This window comes from Actinacidiphila guanduensis, assembly GCF_900103985.1.
GTDB classification, from domain to species: domain Bacteria; phylum Actinomycetota; class Actinomycetes; order Streptomycetales; family Streptomycetaceae; genus Actinacidiphila; species Actinacidiphila guanduensis.
In genome coordinates this window covers 100,647-115,701 of sequence record NZ_FNIE01000017.1, presented here as the reverse complement: position 1 = coordinate 115,701, position 15,055 = coordinate 100,647, and the positions used below count along the sequence as shown (strand labels likewise).

Annotated in this window: 18 protein-coding genes and 2 pseudogenes; 8 read left to right on the top strand and 12 right to left on the bottom strand. The window is 69.6% G+C overall.

The window, feature by feature from the left end:
• Window positions 1-59: 59 nt before the first annotated feature.
• From BLR33_RS29570 to BLR33_RS29550, 5 genes are all read right to left on the bottom strand, one after another.
• Window positions 60-311 carry a hypothetical protein gene (locus tag BLR33_RS29570; RefSeq protein WP_143031784.1) on the bottom strand — a complete coding sequence of 84 codons (252 nt, stop codon included), beginning with the start codon at window positions 309-311 and terminating at the stop codon, window positions 60-62.
• Window positions 312-366: 55 nt separating this feature from the next.
• A complete protein-coding gene (locus tag BLR33_RS29565) occupies window positions 367-1,515 on the bottom strand; it encodes an HBL/NHE enterotoxin family protein (protein ID WP_176930607.1) in 1,149 nt (382 codons plus the stop codon).
• A gap of 74 nt (window positions 1,516-1,589) precedes the next feature.
• A complete protein-coding gene (locus BLR33_RS29560) occupies window positions 1,590-2,702 on the bottom strand; it encodes a hypothetical protein (protein ID WP_093787709.1) in 1,113 nt (370 codons plus the stop codon).
• A gap of 278 nt (window positions 2,703-2,980) precedes the next feature.
• Entirely contained in the window at window positions 2,981-3,865 is an 885-nt protein-coding gene (locus BLR33_RS29555; RefSeq protein WP_093787708.1) for an SAM-dependent methyltransferase, read from the bottom strand.
• A gap of 242 nt (window positions 3,866-4,107) precedes the next feature.
• Entirely contained in the window at window positions 4,108-4,905 is a 798-nt protein-coding gene (locus BLR33_RS29550; RefSeq protein ID WP_093787707.1) for an MBL fold metallo-hydrolase, read from the bottom strand.
• Between the two features lie 174 nt (window positions 4,906-5,079).
• Between BLR33_RS29550 and BLR33_RS29545 the strand changes: the two genes are divergently transcribed.
• Window positions 5,080-6,102: a helix-turn-helix domain-containing protein gene (locus BLR33_RS29545; RefSeq protein ID WP_093787706.1), complete on the top strand. Its 1,023-nt coding sequence runs from the start codon at window positions 5,080-5,082 to the stop codon at window positions 6,100-6,102.
• A gap of 385 nt (window positions 6,103-6,487) precedes the next feature.
• Window positions 6,488-6,925, top strand: a complete 438-nt coding sequence (locus tag BLR33_RS29540) for a VOC family protein (protein WP_176930605.1) — start codon at window positions 6,488-6,490, stop codon at window positions 6,923-6,925.
• 201 nt (window positions 6,926-7,126) lie between these two features.
• On the opposite strand, the gene BLR33_RS29535 is transcribed toward BLR33_RS29540, so the two are convergent.
• Window positions 7,127-7,738 (bottom strand): TetR/AcrR family transcriptional regulator, encoded by a 612-nt coding sequence (locus tag BLR33_RS29535; protein WP_093787704.1) that lies wholly within the window; start codon window positions 7,736-7,738, stop codon window positions 7,127-7,129.
• 86 nt (window positions 7,739-7,824) lie between these two features.
• Here BLR33_RS29535 and BLR33_RS29530 point away from each other — a divergent pair, with 86 nt between their 5' ends.
• The 3 genes and pseudogenes from BLR33_RS29530 to BLR33_RS36465 form a co-directional block, all read left to right on the top strand.
• Window positions 7,825-8,250 carry a nuclear transport factor 2 family protein gene (locus BLR33_RS29530; RefSeq protein WP_093787703.1) on the top strand — a complete coding sequence of 142 codons (426 nt, stop codon included), beginning with the start codon at window positions 7,825-7,827 and terminating at the stop codon, window positions 8,248-8,250.
• Window positions 8,247-9,095: an NmrA family NAD(P)-binding protein gene (locus BLR33_RS29525; RefSeq protein ID WP_093787702.1), complete on the top strand. Its 849-nt coding sequence runs from the start codon at window positions 8,247-8,249 to the stop codon at window positions 9,093-9,095. The genes BLR33_RS29530 and BLR33_RS29525 overlap by 4 nt, the downstream gene beginning before the upstream one ends.
• A 74-nt stretch (window positions 9,096-9,169) precedes the next feature.
• Window positions 9,170-9,394 (top strand): annotated as a pseudogene (locus tag BLR33_RS36465) (IS5/IS1182 family transposase); the annotation flags it as partial.
• Window positions 9,395-9,478: 84 nt separating this feature from the next.
• Here the strand turns inward: BLR33_RS36465 and BLR33_RS29520 are convergent.
• Window positions 9,479-9,857: pseudogene (locus BLR33_RS29520) on the bottom strand (IS5/IS1182 family transposase); the annotation flags it as partial.
• 8 nt (window positions 9,858-9,865) lie between these two features.
• The gene (locus BLR33_RS29515) at window positions 9,866-10,321 is read right to left on the bottom strand and encodes a DUF5707 domain-containing protein (protein WP_093787701.1); all 456 of its coding nucleotides are present in this window, start codon (window positions 10,319-10,321) and stop codon (window positions 9,866-9,868) included.
• Between the two features lie 231 nt (window positions 10,322-10,552).
• Between BLR33_RS29515 and BLR33_RS35390 the strand changes: the two genes are divergently transcribed.
• Entirely contained in the window at window positions 10,553-10,729 is a 177-nt protein-coding gene (locus BLR33_RS35390; protein WP_176930603.1) for a hypothetical protein, read from the top strand.
• 104 nt (window positions 10,730-10,833) lie between these two features.
• On the opposite strand, the gene BLR33_RS29510 is transcribed toward BLR33_RS35390, so the two are convergent.
• Entirely contained in the window at window positions 10,834-11,406 is a 573-nt protein-coding gene (locus BLR33_RS29510; protein WP_093787700.1) for a TetR/AcrR family transcriptional regulator, read from the bottom strand.
• Window positions 11,407-11,610: 204 nt separating this feature from the next.
• Between BLR33_RS29510 and BLR33_RS29505 the strand changes: the two genes are divergently transcribed.
• Together BLR33_RS29505 and BLR33_RS29500 are read left to right on the top strand one after the other, a co-directional pair.
• Window positions 11,611-12,426 (top strand): alpha/beta fold hydrolase, encoded by an 816-nt coding sequence (locus BLR33_RS29505; protein WP_093787699.1) that lies wholly within the window; start codon window positions 11,611-11,613, stop codon window positions 12,424-12,426.
• Between the two features lie 211 nt (window positions 12,427-12,637).
• A complete protein-coding gene (locus tag BLR33_RS29500; protein ID WP_093787698.1) occupies window positions 12,638-13,246 on the top strand; it encodes a TetR/AcrR family transcriptional regulator in 609 nt (202 codons plus the stop codon).
• Window positions 13,247-13,422: 176 nt separating this feature from the next.
• Here BLR33_RS29500 and BLR33_RS29495 read toward each other — a convergent pair whose 3' ends face one another.
• From BLR33_RS29495 to wrbA, 3 genes are all read right to left on the bottom strand, one after another.
• Entirely contained in the window at window positions 13,423-13,797 is a 375-nt protein-coding gene (locus BLR33_RS29495) for an SgcJ/EcaC family oxidoreductase (protein ID WP_093787697.1), read from the bottom strand.
• Window positions 13,798-13,831: 34 nt separating this feature from the next.
• The gene (locus BLR33_RS29490) at window positions 13,832-14,125 is read right to left on the bottom strand and encodes a muconolactone Delta-isomerase family protein (protein ID WP_093787696.1); all 294 of its coding nucleotides are present in this window, start codon (window positions 14,123-14,125) and stop codon (window positions 13,832-13,834) included.
• A gap of 165 nt (window positions 14,126-14,290) precedes the next feature.
• Window positions 14,291-14,902, bottom strand: coding sequence for an NAD(P)H:quinone oxidoreductase (wrbA, locus tag BLR33_RS29485; RefSeq protein ID WP_093787695.1), 612 nt, complete (start codon window positions 14,900-14,902; stop codon window positions 14,291-14,293).
• Window positions 14,903-15,055: the final 153 nt, after the last annotated feature.

The window sequence follows — 15,055 nt, the reverse complement described above, 5'->3', positions numbered from 1 at the left end:
GGTGACGCATGGGGTGCCCCATGGTGGTGCGGATGTGCACCGCGGGCCCGGAGATCCGTTCATCCGCATCCCCGGCCCGCCCCGGACGCGGTCTTCCCCGGCATGCCGACACCACGCCGTATGCGACGGCGCGCGGGCGGCAACGACAGCTTCAGGCCCAGGGCGCTGACGAGGTCGTCAACTGCCGCCGACCAGCGGCCGATGGGCTTCCGCAAGCTGACCTCTTCGGGCCCCGCACGGTGATCGGGCGAAGCCGCCGGCAGTTGCTGCCACGTGCAGCCCGTGGCCGCGACGCACGCGATCGCGGCCACGGGCTGCACGATCGTGGTACAGACGTCGGCCACCAGCTTGCGGACGGGCGGACGTTCATGCCGCCTGGCACAGGTTCTCCGGCTTGCGCCTCTCCAGATCGTCGGTGTAGGCGAGGATGAGGTGGTCGGTCCTCCTGGCGGGCTCGATGACGGTCTCCGGGGTCATCAAACGCTGTACGCCGCGCAGGCCGTTCTGCGTGTCGCTCAGGTTGGTGCGCGCGGTCTCCACGAACACCCGGCGGATGTCCTCCTCGAAGCTGGGGTCCTTCGCGTCGCGCAGGGTCGAACTGAGGGAGGCGAGATGTCCGCCGACGATGTCCCAGGCGTTCTTGGCGCTTTGGGCCTCGACAGCGGCGGCTTCCGCGGCCGTCTCGAGTCCGGTGAGGCCGGTGCTGCAGTCGGTCAGGAGCTTGACCTCCTGGCGCAGCCTGGCCTGCTCTTCCAGCAGGTTCCTCTTCTGCTGGTAGAGATTGGCCAGGCCCACGCCCGTGCCGACCGCGCCGCCGATTCCGCCCAGGAGGAGGGCTCCGCCACCCACGACGGCCGCTGTGGCCAGCCCACCGGTGAGGAGCGTCCCGACACTGCCGATCACGATGAGAGCGATGCCCCCGCCGATGGCCAGGGCGCTGACCCCTGCGCCCACCCAGTGGTGGTTGATGGATGACTCCACCTGATCCAAGTCGTCCTGCAGTGTCTTGAGCAGGCCGTTGTCGCCGCTCACGAATTTGTTGATTTCCCCGGCGTGCTCCCTGAACTCCTTGGCGTTCTCGGAGAAGGTGCTCTGGGATTTCCCGATCTCCCTCGACACGGCATCGGCCTCGCGGCTGTATTCCCGGGTCTTCCTTTCCAGGACGTCGATCATCCTGATCGCTGTTTCTGTTCTCATGCCGGTCAGACTCGCGAGGACGTTGTCCTGCAGGGCGAAGTACGCCTGGGCGTCGGTGACGAGCCGGAGCGATACGGGCTGCACTTCCGCGAGATAGTGGGCAACGGCCCTGTTGGCGCTCTCCAGCTCCCTGTTGATCAGCCGGGCGCGTTCCGTCAGCCGTTTGTCGGCGGTTCCGAAGTCGGCCCGCGGCTGCTGCTGCACGGCCACAGCGTAGCGCTGGACCTGGAGCGACTTGACATTCTGCTCCGCCACGCTCTTCGCAAGGAGGCTCTGCTGGTTGACGGTCTCATGGACCTGGATGGTGTCACGGGCCATGACTTTCCCCTTTTCCGGTGGTGTTGCTGGGCGCACTCGGACGGTCTGCGTGTGGTCTGTGGTCTCTGTGCGCATCAGTGCGCGGATTTGATGCTTTCGAGGCTCGTATTGATCTTCTCCGCGACCTTGCCCCACTCTCCCTTGCCTTCTTCGACAAAGAAATCGTCAACGCTGTCCTGGCCGTCCGCCTGGTGATCGACGACCAACTGGTCGATGCTTCGCTGGGCGCCCTCGAGGCCGCAGTCGAGGGCTTCGACCGCGTTCGCGTAGCGCGTGACCGCCTTGTCGAAGGAAGTGACCTGATAGCGGACCGCCGCGTTGACCGACAGTGCCATGTCGTGCCGGGCGAGCTCCTGATGCAGGACGCCGCGCTTTTTGACGTTGTCGCGGAGGGCCTGGGTGAGGGCTTTCACGCTCATGCGGCCGATCGTGTCGATTCCCTCCCTGGTGTCCAGCGGGGAGGTCCCGTCTTCCGCTCCGAGCGGTTCCCCCGTTCCGGCGGGCTCTTTTCCGGCTTCAGCGGCCCCCGTTTCTTCCGGCTTGGTGGTGCCTTCCTTCTTCTTTTCCGGGTTGAACATGCCTTTGAGGTCGTCCAGGATGTCCTTCACGCCCTTGCCGGCGTCGTGCGACTTCTTGACGATGTTCTCCAGGATTGCTGTTGCTTCTTTCTGGAGCGACTCCAGCTCCTTTTGTACCTCCTTGACGCGTCCACCCTTGCCGGTCAGGCGGTCGATTTCTTCGTCAAGGCACTTCTCCAGCTCCTGGACGTTTCCCTTGATGGCGGCCTTCAGGTTTTCCGCCTCACCCGCGAGCTGACGAGACCTGTCCATCGGACCGTTCAGCGTCTTGCCGAGGTGGGCGCCGAGGGCAACCCTGAACGGGTCGGACCTCGCGGCGGATTCCATGAACCTCTGCGCCGCGAGAATACTGGTGAACATGAAGATCAAACCTTGGACGCCTTGCTTCAGATAGCTGTCGGCAGTCTCCTTGATCCTCTCCTGGACCCTGTTCGCCGCAGTGTTGTCGGTCGCGTTCACCATTTTTACGTTCATGCCCGCCGCCACGCCCAGCGCGGCCACCTGGGCGACGACGGCGGAGGCCGCGACTTCTTCCACCAGGTGCCCCAGCGAGCCCGGCCCCAGGGAGCCGGCGGTGATCACATGCTTCGAATTCTCGGTGACTGTCATCGGTTCTCTCTTCTCTCCCCGCATGTCGCATGTGGAGGGCCCACGACGCCCCCCCGCTTCTCGGACCGCGCAGCAGTACGCGGACGACTGTGCCCAGGACGGGAAAGCGTTGCCCAGCCCTCGCGGCGGCGATCACCCGATGGAGGCCAGAGTGAGCGTTTCTGCGGTGGGCAAATGACGCAGCGCACAACCGGGCACCCAGGGGGCGCACACCGGCTCCGGCGGGCGGCGTTCCGGTGCGAGGGGACGGGCGTCGATGACCGGGTGGGTGCGCGGTGTCACCTCAGCCGGCCCTCGGCCAGCCACAGGTTGACCTCGTGCGGCCTTCCGGCCTGGAACATCAGCGGCAGGGGCCGCTTCCGGGCGGTGATCTCGGCCGCGAGGGTGGAGACGTCGGCGGCCCAGCCGTGCGACGCGAGCCATTGGTCCGGCGGCAGCGGCGGGCCGGACTGGAAGAATCCGACGATCCGCTCGATGACTGCCACTTCGACAGGGCCCGACGCGCCGGCGTCGGTCACGCGCGGGCTGTCCTCGTAGTACTCCAGCGCCATGCGGCTGCCGGGGGCACTGAGGGAGCTGACCTGCGCGAGCAGCGCGTCGCTGTCGGCGGCCGAAAGGTACATGAACAGGCCTTCGACCAGCCACATGGTCGGGACTTCCGGGGCGAACCCGGACCTGGTCAGTGCCTCGTGCCACGGCCCGCGGAGGTCGGCGGGGACGGCGTGCCGTCGTACGCCTGCCGTCAGTGCCGCGTCCGCCAGGACGGTTTCCTTGAAGCGCAGGACGGGTTCGGTGTCGAGCTCGAAGAAGGCCGTCTCCGGGGGCAGTCCGAGCCGGAACGCGCGCGCGTCGAACCCCGCCGCCAGCACCACCACCTGCCGGATACCCTCTGCGGCCGCTTCGCGCACCACCCGGTCGTAGTAGGCGGTGCGCACGCCGAGGTAGGTGGAGAGCATGGACCACGTCTCCGTCAACTCTCCGGTGCCGGGTGCGGGTCCGGTGGGCAGGGCCGCATCCGGATCGGTGCGGATCGCATGGCGGACGACGTCGACGACTGCCTCGGCGAGCGGGTCGGTGAACAGGCGGTCCGGGCGGGCCGATTCGACAGCTCGCATGTGCGCGGTGAGCAGTCCGGTCCAGCCGATGTCCGCCGGCAGGTCCACGTGACCGTTCCTGCGAGGGTGTGAACGCGGCCCTGACGCGGCCGGGGACTCGTACACGGGAGATCTCTCTCTGCGATGAGTTGCGCGGTTCGGAGTTGCACGCCGGTCATGGCCGGCCGCACGGTGTCGGGGGCGGGCCCTGCGGGGTGCCGCGTTCCCGCCCGGCGGGGGTGGCGCAACCCTGGTGTTCACGCCGCCGCCCGGGGGCGTGCTGGTCCAGGGGCCGGACGGGTCAGCCGCGGTCAGCCGCCGACGGTGACATGCTCGCCCGGGGCCAGGATGGTGAGCCGTTCACTGAGGCCGACCTCGGCGAAGGCGTCGACGATGTGGGAGGCGCCCTCGGTGAAGTGCCGCCACATGTCGAAGTGCACCGGGACCACGTGCGGGGCGTCGAGGATCCGGGCGGCCTCGGCGGTCTGACGGCCGTTCAAGGTGAGGAACCCGTCGACCAGCCCCGTCCTGGCCGCGCCGGCGAACAGGATGGCGACGTCGATCCGCTCGAACCGATCGGCGACCTCCCGCACCACGTCGAGCGACGCGTTGTCCCCGCTCACGTACACGGTGGGGACCCCGTCGCCGGACAGGACGAAGCCGGCCACCTCTCCGACGATGTGCTCGGTGCCCTCGGGACCGTGCAGCGCCGGTACCCGGGTGACGCGGAGAACGCCGCCGTCCGGGCGCGGCAGCTCGACATGCTCCCACAGGCCCACGGCCCGGGTGGTACCGCCGATCCGGTCGACGGCGCTCTGCGTGGTCAGCACGACCGGAACCTCGGCCAGGTAGGCGCGGCCGGAGATGTCGAGGTTGTCGATGTGCTGGTCGTGCGAGAGGAGGGCGGCGGAGACCGGGCCGACCTCGCCGGGCGACAGGGCGGAGGGGGCGGTCTTGGCGAGGATGCGGCCCGGACCGAAGTCGTACTCCTGCGGCGCGTCGAAGGTGGGGTCGGTGATCAGCCGCACACCGCCGATCTCCAGGATCGCGGTGGGACCGCCGACGGACTCGATCCGGATCCCCCGTCGGGTGTTCTGCAGCGTGCTCATCGCGTTGTCCTGTTTCTCCTGGTGGTGGCGCGCGGGCCTCGGAGGGTCCCGCCGCGGGCACGGGGCTCGCCCGGCATCACCGATACTGCCCGGCCCCCGGACAACCGGTGAGTGTCTTGGAAGCTGTCATCCGATAGAATCCAGCCACGTTCGCGGGGGAGGTGGGGAGACGGCATGGGTCAGCGGGATCGGCAGACCGTCGCGGTCCTGATGTTCGACGGAGCGCCGCTTTTCGAGACCAGCGTCCCTATGAGCGTGTTCGGGAGTGACCGCACCGACAGCGGCGTGCCCCTGTTCACCGTGCTCGCCGTGGCCGGCGACCCCGGCCCCCTCACCACCAGCTCCGGCATCCAGTTGCACGCGCCACACGGCCTGGAAGCCCTGAAGGCGGCCGCCACGATCATCGTCCCCGCCTGGCGCCGGCCGGAGGAGCAACCGCCCGAACCGGTGCTGGACGCGCTGCGTGCAGCCCACAAGGACGGCGCCACCATCGTCGGCCTGTGCCGCGGCGCCTTCGTCCTCGCCGCCGCCGGCCTCCTCGACGGCCGGCGGGCGGCCACCCACTGGCGCTGGGCACCCGTGCTCGCCGCCGCCCACCCCGACATCCGGGTCGACCCCACAGTGCTGTTCGTCGACGACGGCGACGTCCTCACCTCCGCCGGCACCGCGGCCGGCATCGACGCGTGTCTGCACCTCGTACGCCGCGAGTTCGGCGCTAGGATCGCCAACACCATCGCCCGGCACATGGTCGTACCACCCCAGCGCAGCGGCGGACAGGCCCAGTACATCGAACGCCCGGTCCCCGAAAGCAGCGGCGACCCGCTCGAAGCCGTCATGGCCCACGCCGTCGAACACCTCCACGACCCCGGCCTCGACATCGACACCCTCGCCACCCGCGCCTGCATGAGCCGCCGCACCTTCGACCGCCGCTTCCGCGAACTCACCGGCGACTCACCCCTGCAATGGCTGCTCGTCCAGCGCATCAACCAGGCCCAGCAACTCCTGGAGACCACCGACGCCAGCATCGACGTCATCGCCCGCAACGTCGGCTTCACCAATGCCGTCGCCCTGCGCCCGCACTTTCGCCGCGTCGTCGGCATCGCACCCCAGACCTACCGCACGGCCTTCCAAGCGCACAGCCCCGCAGGCGCGGGCCACCACACCCGCGACCCGGACAAAACGGCCGCCACCTCCTGACGCCCCAGCTGTTCTGTCCACAACCTCCCCGGGCAGAACAGTCAGGGCCCTGACGTGCGGACTTCGTCACCCAGCGGTGGACACCCGAGGCCGTCCAGCGATGGTGGCCCGACCGCTCGCCTGAGAACAGCCGCCACTGGAAGGGCCGGTGCCGCCTTGTGGCAGAGCCCGGCACGGCGGGAGGCGTCGATGCCTGCGGAATGGCCACGCGGGGGTCGGCGACGCCGCAGGTCAGGGCTCTGTGGTCGCATCGTCTCGTGCCCGCCTGCGAAGTTGCCGCCTCCTACGGCCGGACGCACCATGGGTATTGAGCCCGGGCGCGGCGGCACCTGCGTCAGCTGCCGCTTGGGGGCGCGCAGTCGACGGCGCAGAAGTGATGATCGTCATGGGAAACCCTGACCGCTTCTCGTTCACCCTGCACAACATCACCGTGACCGTCAGTGATATCGACGCGTCCGTCGAGTGGTGGCGCCGGATCTTCGGGCTCGAACTCCTCGCGACATCACGTTTCGACGCGATCAACGCCGACGTGGCGTACCTGCAGGGGCCCGGCTTCAAGCTGGAACTGCTCCGGACACCCGACGGCTTTCGGCTGCCCGAACTCACCGCCGACCCCCCGGCGCACATCCGGCCGATCGGCACCAAGGCGCTCGTCTTCCGCGTCGAGGACCTCGCCGCCGCGACGCGGTGGTTCCGCGACAACGGGGTCACCATCGTGTGGAGCGAGCTGGATCTGGGGGACGGCAGTGTCTCCACTGCCATTCGGGACAACGACGGCAACTTCATCAACGTCTTCCAGCACGGCGCCAGCCCGGTCGGGTGACCTCCGGACCGCGGGCCCGACCCGCGGTGGATCGGCGGCCCCCGGTCAGGCCGACCAGCTGAGAGCGTAGGTGTTGAAACCGTCCGCGAAGTCGTCCGCGATGATGGCGATGGCCACCACCGCACCAGCACTCGAAGTCGTCCGCGTCAAAGGGTCGTTTGCCGAGAGGCCCCGCTGATCAAGGACTCGGCCGATCCTCGATCACTCCTCGGCGGTCAACCCTTGCAGTGGACCGGAGGTCAGGACTCCGGTGACGAAGTTCGCCAACTGTGCCCGCATTCTTTTCCGCGGAACGCGCTCTTCTCCGGCCAGGTGCTCGACGAGGTCGGCTCGTGTGGCGGCGAGCAGGGCATGGGCGGTGAAGTCGCTGTCGGTCAGGCCGGGGATCTGCTCCAGTACGGCTCGCAGCAGGCTGTGCCACCGCTTGTAGTGCTCCGCCCGGTACGGGCTGCCGCTCCCGCCTTCCTCCAGGGCCAGCGCAAGGCGCCGGTTGTCGAGTTTGAAGCACAGGACGGCGTCGAGCAGGGCGGGTACACGATCGTGCGGTGGGGCTGCGGGTCCCAGGGGTGGTGGGCCGGTCTCGACGGCCTGCCAGATTGGTTCGAGCCGCGCCTCATACAGCGCGCGGAGCAGCCCGGCGCGATCACCGAAGGCCCGGAAGAGCGTGCCCTTGCCGACGCCGGCCGCAGCCGCGACGTCGGCCATGGTGACGTCCTCGGGGCTCTCACGGCGGGCGAAGAGGGCGTCGGCGGCCGCGAGCACGGCCTCCCGGTTGCGGACGGCGTCCTTGCGGGACGACTGCCGTTCGGGCATGCCGCTCCCTCCTTTTGCAAAACGGACCCGCGGTCCATATCGTTGAATCGGACCCAGGGTCCGGATTCTACGACTGGAGGACACCCATGTCGGCACCGACATCCCCGGCGGATCTGTACCGCCACGGCCTGCGACTGCTGCTCGACAAGAACATTCCCGCGTGGGTCGACCTGTGGGCCGAGGACGGCCTCATGGAGTTCCCCTTCGCCCCCGACGGCTGGCCCCGGCGGCTGGAGGGCAAGGAGGCCGTCGCCGCCTACATGCGGCACTACCCCGACCACATCGACCTGCACGACTTCCCCGACCTGCGGATCCACCAGACCACCGATCCGGCGACCATCGTGGTCGAGATGCGCGGCGTCGGCCGCCTGGTGGAGAGCGACGTTCCCTTCGACATGACCTACATCGCCGTCGTGACCGTTCGAGACGGACACATCACCTCCTACCGCGACTACTGGAACCCCCTCGCCGTCCAGGAGCCCGGCGCCGACTTCGCCGGGAGCAGCCGATGACCACCGCCGGCACCACTTTGGTCATCGGTGCCACTGGCACCACCGGCAGCCGCACCGCCGCACAGTTGACGGCCCTGGGCCACTGCGTCCGAGCCGCCAGTCGCCGGGCCACCCCGGTCGCCGGCGCCGAGCCGGTACCCTTCGACTGGTACGACCCCGCCACCCACGCGGCCGCCCTCCACGGCGTCGACCGCGTCTACCTCGTACCGCCCCTGGGTGACTCCGATCCCGTGGCGATCATGCTGCCGTTCCTCCGTCAGGCCCGCACCGCCGGCGTGCACCGCGCGGTGTTGCTGAGCTCCTCGGCCATCCCTGAGGGCGGCCCGGCGGTGGGAACGGTGCACCGGGCCCTGCCCGATCTGTTCGAACAGTGGGCGGTGCTGCGGCCCTCGTGGTTCATGCAGAACTTCACCGGCGAGCACGCGCACGCCCGTAGCATCCGCGACGAGGGCATCATCTGGACCGCCACCGGAAGCGGCCGGGTCGGCTTCGTCGACGCCGAGGACATCGCGGCCGTCGCCGTCCACGCTCTGACCGACGAGCAGGCCCCCAACACCGATCTCGTCCTCACCGGCCCCGAGGCCCTCGGCTACGACGACATCGCCGCGATCATCACCGAGGTCACGGGTCGGGCCGTGGTCCACCGCCGTCTGTCCTACGAGCAGATGCGCGATCGCCTCACGACGCAGGTGCCGGTGGAGTTCGCCGCAATGCTGGCCGGCATGGACCGTGCCATCGCCGGAGGGGCGGAGGACCGCATCACCGACACCGTCCAGCGCCTCACCGGTCGGCCCCCGCGCGCCTTTCGGGCCGTCCTTGAGAGGGAGATGCGGCGCGGTAGCTGATGTTCCAGGACGATCAGTAGTTCTGGTTCGAGACCCCGCGTCATCTCGGCCTGCCCGTCTAGGTTCTGTCCGGGATCCCGGAGAAGACCGACAGCCAGGCCGCCCGCCGGCGCAAGGGCTCACGCGGCGGACGACCACCCGGCTTCGACAAGCAGCGCTACAAGAAACGCAACACCGTCGAGCGGGCCATCAACAAGCTGAAACGGCCCTGAGCCGTGGCCGCCAGATACGACAAACGCGGCTACGTCCACCTCGGCACCGTCACCGCCGCAGCCCTCATCATCTGGCTCCGCACATGATCGATCGGACAGACTCTGGACGCCACCCCGATCGACCGCACCACCGAGCCGGTCGCGGAGTACGTCGCCCGGCACACCGCGGACGAGGGCGGCCAGGACTGGGACGCCTTGGCGTTCGCAGATGCGGATGATGAGGTGGGAGCGGGCGGCGGTCAAGTGTGGCTCGGCCCGGTAGTGCGGGTGAGAGCCACAGCAGCCGACCTTCCGGGTCGGTGGCGACCTGGACGTTCATCCCGTGGCGGTGCTCGGCGGAGTAGTCGGCCGGCCCCCGGGCCGTCGCCGACGCTGTCGCACTCGGTGAGCGTGCCGTCCAGCAGGACGAACTCGGGATCTGTTCCGCGCGGGACCGTCAGCAGGCCCGGCGCCCGTTCGGCGAGCAGGCCGGTGACCGTGCTGGTGCAGGCGTGGGCGGTGGCCTCGCTGATCCCGAACCGGCAGTGATCTTGACCAGAGTGATGTGCTCGAAAGAGCTCAGTGCTTGACGGTGAAGGTCGCGGCCTTGGGCGCGAAGGTCGTGCCCCTGTCCTTGGCGGTGGCGAGCACGGAGACGTACCAGGTACCCGCGGGCATCGCGGCCGCGTCCTTGGCGGAGTCCTCCACGGTGTAGGTGCACACCGAGGCCGTCGACGACGTCGCCTTGCACGTGGCGTTCTCGACGGCCTTCATCTCGGCGGCCTTGGGCGCCAGGCCCGAACTCGCCGGCCACGCGAGCACTTTCAGGCCCTGCACGCCCGAGTTGTCGGCCACGGTGGCGGTGACGGTGAGCCTGGCGTCCGCACCGCCGGTCGACGGCGCGTAGCGGGCCGTGGCCTTTGTGATGGCCGGCTTCGCGGGCGCCGCGGCACCGGCGGAGGTGACCAATACGACGGTGCCGGCCGCGACGGCGGCAGCTGAGACGAGCGAGGCGCCGACGAGCTTCTTGGACATGAAATCCCCCTGAAAGTGGCTGCTGCTGTGCCATCGGCGGGCAGTCGGTGACAGGGCCGCGCCGTTGTGTGAACAGCGTGCGGCAGCCGCCCCTGGCTCGGCATGAGTACGCCTACTCAACCGGCGTACCTGCCGAGTTCGCGCCGGGGCGGCGACCGGGGCCGGCCTCCGTCCGGACAGGGTGCCGCCCGCACGACGGCGACGGCCCGTGCCACGCGGGGTGTCGCGGCGGTGGCGCGCGGGCCCACCGGCCACGGCGGGAGCGAGGTGTCCGTCCACGCGCAGGACCCGCCCGGGTCCGCGGGCGAGACGACCACGCTCGACGCCCTGCGGGCCGTGCTGCCGCATGGCACCTACGTCGGCGGTCCGAGCGCCCAGCAGTTGGACACCCAGGCCACCGACGCGTGACCGGCTGGTCGTCGTGCCGCTGGTGCCGGCGGCGGTGCTCCTCATCTTGGCGGCTCACCGCCCAGCGGCCGTCGGGCTGGCTGCGGGGTCCCGAGCGGGCGGGGTCAGGTGAGGAGGGTGTCGAAGACGAGGGTGAAGAACGCCTCGTAGGGTCGGGCCGTGCGCTCGACGCGGGCGGCGATCAGCGTGCCCTCCCAGGCGTTGAGGACGAAGCGGGCCAGGGTGTCGGCGTCCACGGCGCGGGAGACCAGCCCGGCCTGCTGGGCGTTCCCGACGGCCGAGGCGATGGCGTCGCGCCAGTTGGCGAAGGCCCGGCCGGCGGCCGCCCGGACGGGCTCGCTGCTGTCGGCCACCTCCACCGACAGGTCGCCGACGAGGCAGCCGCGGCGGAAGGCGTGGGCGAGGTTCTCCTCGCGCAGGAACTGGAAGTGGGCGCGCAGCCGCTGCAGCGGGTCCACCGAGGTGTCGAGCAGCTCGGGGATGCGCCGGGTGCGCCCGTACTCCTCCAGCGCCAGCACGGCGAGGGCTTCCTTGCTCTCGAAGTGGTTGTAGAAGGAGCCCTTGGGCGCGTGGGCGGCGTCCGCGATCGTCTTCACCCCGGCCGCGTGGTACCCCAGGGTGTGGAACTGCTCGGTGGCCGCCGCGACCAGCTCCCCGCGCAGGCTCTTCCGGGGCATGCCGCCCTCCCTTGCATCTAAAACGACCGGACGGCTCAACTTTAGCGCGTCCGCACCCGCCCGAACCTATGGGCGAAACAGCCGCCTCGCCCGTGACACGGCTGATCCCGAGGCGGCGACGCAGCCGGCCGCCCCGAATCGCTCGTGCTACGTTTAAGACGGTCGGTCGTTTTCAATCGTCCCCGAAACCAGGAAGGCCCGGACATGTCCCCCATCTCGCCGCGGTTCACCACTGTGGACGGACTTCGCGTCCGGTACGCCGACAGCGGCGGCACCGGCCCCGACGCCCTGCTGCTCAGTCCCTGGCCGGAGAGTGTCTACGCCTTCGAGCGTGTGTGGGAGCAGCTGTCCGGGCATGCCCGGCTCGTCGCCCTCGATCTGCCCGGGTACGGGGGTTCGCAGGGGGCGGGGGAGCTGCGGTCGCCCGAGGCGATGGGCGGTTTCGTGCTGCGCGCGGTGGAGGCGCTGGGGCTGCGCCGCCCGCACGCCGTGGGCCCCGACATCGGCACCTCGGCGCTGCTCTTCGCCGCCGCTCGCGACCCGCGGGCGTTCCGCAGCGTGGTGGTGGGCAGCGGCGGCGCGGCCGTGCCGGTGAACGTGACGGGCATCCTCAAGGAGTGGGTGGAGGAGCCCGACCCGGACCGCTACCGCGAGGTGGACCCGGCCGTGATCGTGGACACCGCGCTCGGCACGATCAAGGGCTACACGGCTCCCGCGCACGTCAGGGAGGACTACATCGCCTCCTACCGGGACGGCCGCTTCGCCGAGTCCCTCGCCTACGTGCAGCAGTACCCGGCGCAGCTGCCGCGGCTGGCCGGGCTGCTGCCCGGGATCACCACGCCGGTCCGCGTCGTCGCGGGCGAGAACGACGCCGTGGTGCCCCAGGAGAACGCGCTCTTCCTCGCCGAGCGCATCCCCGGCAGCCGGGCCGACTTCGTCCGGGGCGCCGGCCACTTCTGCTGGGAGGAGCAGCCCGCCGCCTACGCCGCCCTCATCGCGGACTGGTGGGACACACACTGACCGCGACCGGTCGGCGTGGCCACCGATCGGGTGACGGTCGGCAGTCTGGCGCCCGAAGCGCCGGGAAGACCGGCCCGGTGGGGTCGTGCTCGCGCACCAGATTCCGGATTGCTTCCTGCCGGCGGAACGGGCCCCGAAGGGGACGCGATCTCCGGGAGAACGAATGAGGACCACCATCGCGATATAGTCGATCGGTCGTATACTCGGCCGCATGGGCCGGACAAGCGATGCGAAGGAAAAGATCCTCACCGCCGCGCACTCTCTGATCGAGCAGCGCGGCTACTCGGCTCTGGGCGTAGCCGAGATCTGCAAGACGGCGGGGGTCCCGAAGGGCAGCTTCTACTACTTCTTCGATTCGAAGGAGGCCCTGGCCCTCGCGGTGATCGACGAGCACTGGGACTCGGAACGACGCGAGTGGGTCCGGATCCTGGGCGGCGACGCCGAGCCGCTTGACCGACTGCGACAGCTGTTCGAGGCCACGGAGGCCACTCAGCGGACCGGCCAGGAGAGCTGCGGGGCGATTTCGGGCTGCCTGTTCGGCAATCTCTCCCTGGAAATGAGCAACCAGACCGAGGCCGTACGCGAACGTCTGCAGGAGATCTTCGAAGCTCAGGCCGAGCTGGTCGCGGGAGTCATCGCCGAAGCCCGGGAGCGCGGCGAGGTGACTGTGCCGGACACGCGTGCGGCTGCCCAGTCGGTGGTCGCCCAGCTCGAGGGGCAGATCCTGTTCGCCAAGCTCTACAACAACACCTCGACGTTGGGCACCCTGTGGGCCAACTGCCTGGCGCTGCTCGGCGCCAAGGCCCCGGCCCGGGTCTGAGGGCGTGCGCCCGGGGACCTGCTGCCGCCGGCTCGACAGCTCCGGCGACGCCGTGCGCGTTCCGGTCTGCTTGGGGCGCGGTAGGCGGTCGCTTTGATCCTGTCGGCGGCCTGGCGCCACAAAACGGCATGCCGCGCGCGGAGGCGCCTGGCATGCCGTGAGTGTGCAGGGAACGCTCAATCGAGCTTGGACACCTGGTAGTGGCTGAGGTACCACTCGTTGCCGAGCCGTCTCAACACCACACTGAGGGTGACCTGGAGGGTCGGCCTGTCGGTGAAGGAGAAGTCGACACCCAGGTAGCCGAGCACGACGTCCTGCGCGAGCCTGCGTGTCTCCAGCACCTGGTAGTCGGCCTTCAGCCCCGTGGGCTGGGAGTCGTAGTAGTCGGCGACGCCTTGGCGGCCGGCGCTGTAGGGGTGCAAGCCCTGGAAGACGGCGTCCTCGGTGAAGAGTGAGGCGGCCTGCTGCGGCTGGTGTGCGTCCACCGCGGACTTCCATCGGTCCATGACGCCACGCAGGATGGCGTCCTCTGCTGCTGCCGTGCCGTTCATCGGTTACCTCCTGGTCGGACGTGGAAGTGGTGGGTCACCTGGTGGGGCCCGGGTCGTTGGGGTGTGACTGCAGCGCGGTGACATCGGCTGTCATCCACGGCCACAGGGGCAGGGTGCCGAGCACGTTCGCACGCAGGTCGGCTTCGTCCTCGGCGCGCCACAAACCGATGCTGCGCATCTCGCCGACCGGGCGCCACAGGCGGCCGAGGTGACCGGTGGCGGCCAGTTCCCTGGCGCGGACGGCTTCGGCGGCGCGCAGTCGCGTGACCTCTTCGGGGTCGGTTCCCTCAGGAACGGTCGTGGTGAGCTGGACCAGGAATTCCCTCATTTTCCATCCTTTCTGGTTTTTCTGCTGATTCACCCGCGCGTGACGGACCGGCCCCGCCCCTGGCCGCGAGGGGGCAAGCACCCCCTCGCGGCCGGGAGCGGGCCGTTTCCGTACCGGAGAGGAGAGGCAGGCCGGCCACGGGTGCGGGTGAGGCGGCTGATGCGCTCAGGCGGCCGCCTTGAGGGTGGCGGCGATCCTGACGACGCGCTCGGCCTGGATGCGTGCGGCCGTGCGTGTGACCTCTTCGACCGGGTTGGCGCCCTGGCCGTCGGCGTGCGACGTGCCGTAGGGGTTGCCGTCGGTGAACTTCGCGGGGTGGGTGAAGCCCGGGGAGACGATGATGCCGCCGAAATGGTGGACGGAGTTGTACAGGGCCAGGAGGGTCGACTCATGGCCGGCGTGAGCAGTGGCGGTGGACACGAAGCCGCTGTAGGCCTTGTCGGCCAGCTTTCCCTCGGCCCACAAGCCACCGAGCGTGTCGATGAACTGCTTGAGCTGCGAGGAGACGTTGCCGAAGCGGGTGGGGGTGCCGAAGATGACGGCGTCGGCCCACTCGATGTCCTCCGGGGTGGCTTCGAGGATGTCGGCCGTGGCGGCCTGGTTGGCGGCCCAGGCGGGGTTGGAGTCGATGGCGGCCTGGGGGGCCAGTTCGGCGACCTTGAGCAGGCGGACGTCGGCTCCGGCCTTGACGCCGGCGTCATGGAGTTCCTTGGCGATCTCCGCGATGGTGCCGGTGGACGAGTAGTAGACGATGGCGAGCTTGACAGGGGTGGTCATCACGAGGCTCCGATGGCTGCTGAGATATGGCCGGTCCAGGTACTAGCCGACCGGTCATCTAAAGTAGACAACCGGTCGACTTTCGTCAAACGCCACTCACCCGCAGGCTGCGGCCGAACGGTGGCACGGTCCGCCGGTGGGTTGTCCATGAAC

Coding starts and splice junctions, on each gene's coding strand:
- BLR33_RS29565 (WP_176930607.1), bottom strand. CDS start 1,515: ATGGCCCGTGACACCATCCAGGTCCATGAGACCGTCAACCAGCAGAGC.
- BLR33_RS29560 (WP_093787709.1), bottom strand. CDS start 2,702: ATGACAGTCACCGAGAATTCGAAGCATGTGATCACCGCCGGCTCCCTG.
- BLR33_RS29550 (WP_093787707.1), bottom strand. CDS start 4,905: ATGAGCACGCTGCAGAACACCCGACGGGGGATCCGGATCGAGTCCGTC.
- BLR33_RS29545 (WP_093787706.1), top strand. CDS start 5,080: ATGGGTCAGCGGGATCGGCAGACCGTCGCGGTCCTGATGTTCGACGGA.
- BLR33_RS29540 (WP_176930605.1), top strand. CDS start 6,488: ATGGGAAACCCTGACCGCTTCTCGTTCACCCTGCACAACATCACCGTG.
- BLR33_RS29535 (WP_093787704.1), bottom strand. CDS start 7,738: ATGCCCGAACGGCAGTCGTCCCGCAAGGACGCCGTCCGCAACCGGGAG.
- BLR33_RS29530 (WP_093787703.1), top strand. CDS start 7,825: ATGTCGGCACCGACATCCCCGGCGGATCTGTACCGCCACGGCCTGCGA.
- BLR33_RS29525 (WP_093787702.1), top strand. CDS start 8,247: ATGACCACCGCCGGCACCACTTTGGTCATCGGTGCCACTGGCACCACC.
- BLR33_RS29515 (WP_093787701.1), bottom strand. CDS start 10,321: ATGTCCAAGAAGCTCGTCGGCGCCTCGCTCGTCTCAGCTGCCGCCGTC.
- BLR33_RS29510 (WP_093787700.1), bottom strand. CDS start 11,406: ATGCCCCGGAAGAGCCTGCGCGGGGAGCTGGTCGCGGCGGCCACCGAG.
- BLR33_RS29505 (WP_093787699.1), top strand. CDS start 11,611: ATGTCCCCCATCTCGCCGCGGTTCACCACTGTGGACGGACTTCGCGTC.
- BLR33_RS29500 (WP_093787698.1), top strand. CDS start 12,638: ATGGGCCGGACAAGCGATGCGAAGGAAAAGATCCTCACCGCCGCGCAC.
- BLR33_RS29495 (WP_093787697.1), bottom strand. CDS start 13,797: ATGAACGGCACGGCAGCAGCAGAGGACGCCATCCTGCGTGGCGTCATG.
- BLR33_RS29490 (WP_093787696.1), bottom strand. CDS start 14,125: ATGAGGGAATTCCTGGTCCAGCTCACCACGACCGTTCCTGAGGGAACC.
- wrbA (WP_093787695.1), bottom strand. CDS start 14,902: ATGACCACCCCTGTCAAGCTCGCCATCGTCTACTACTCGTCCACCGGC.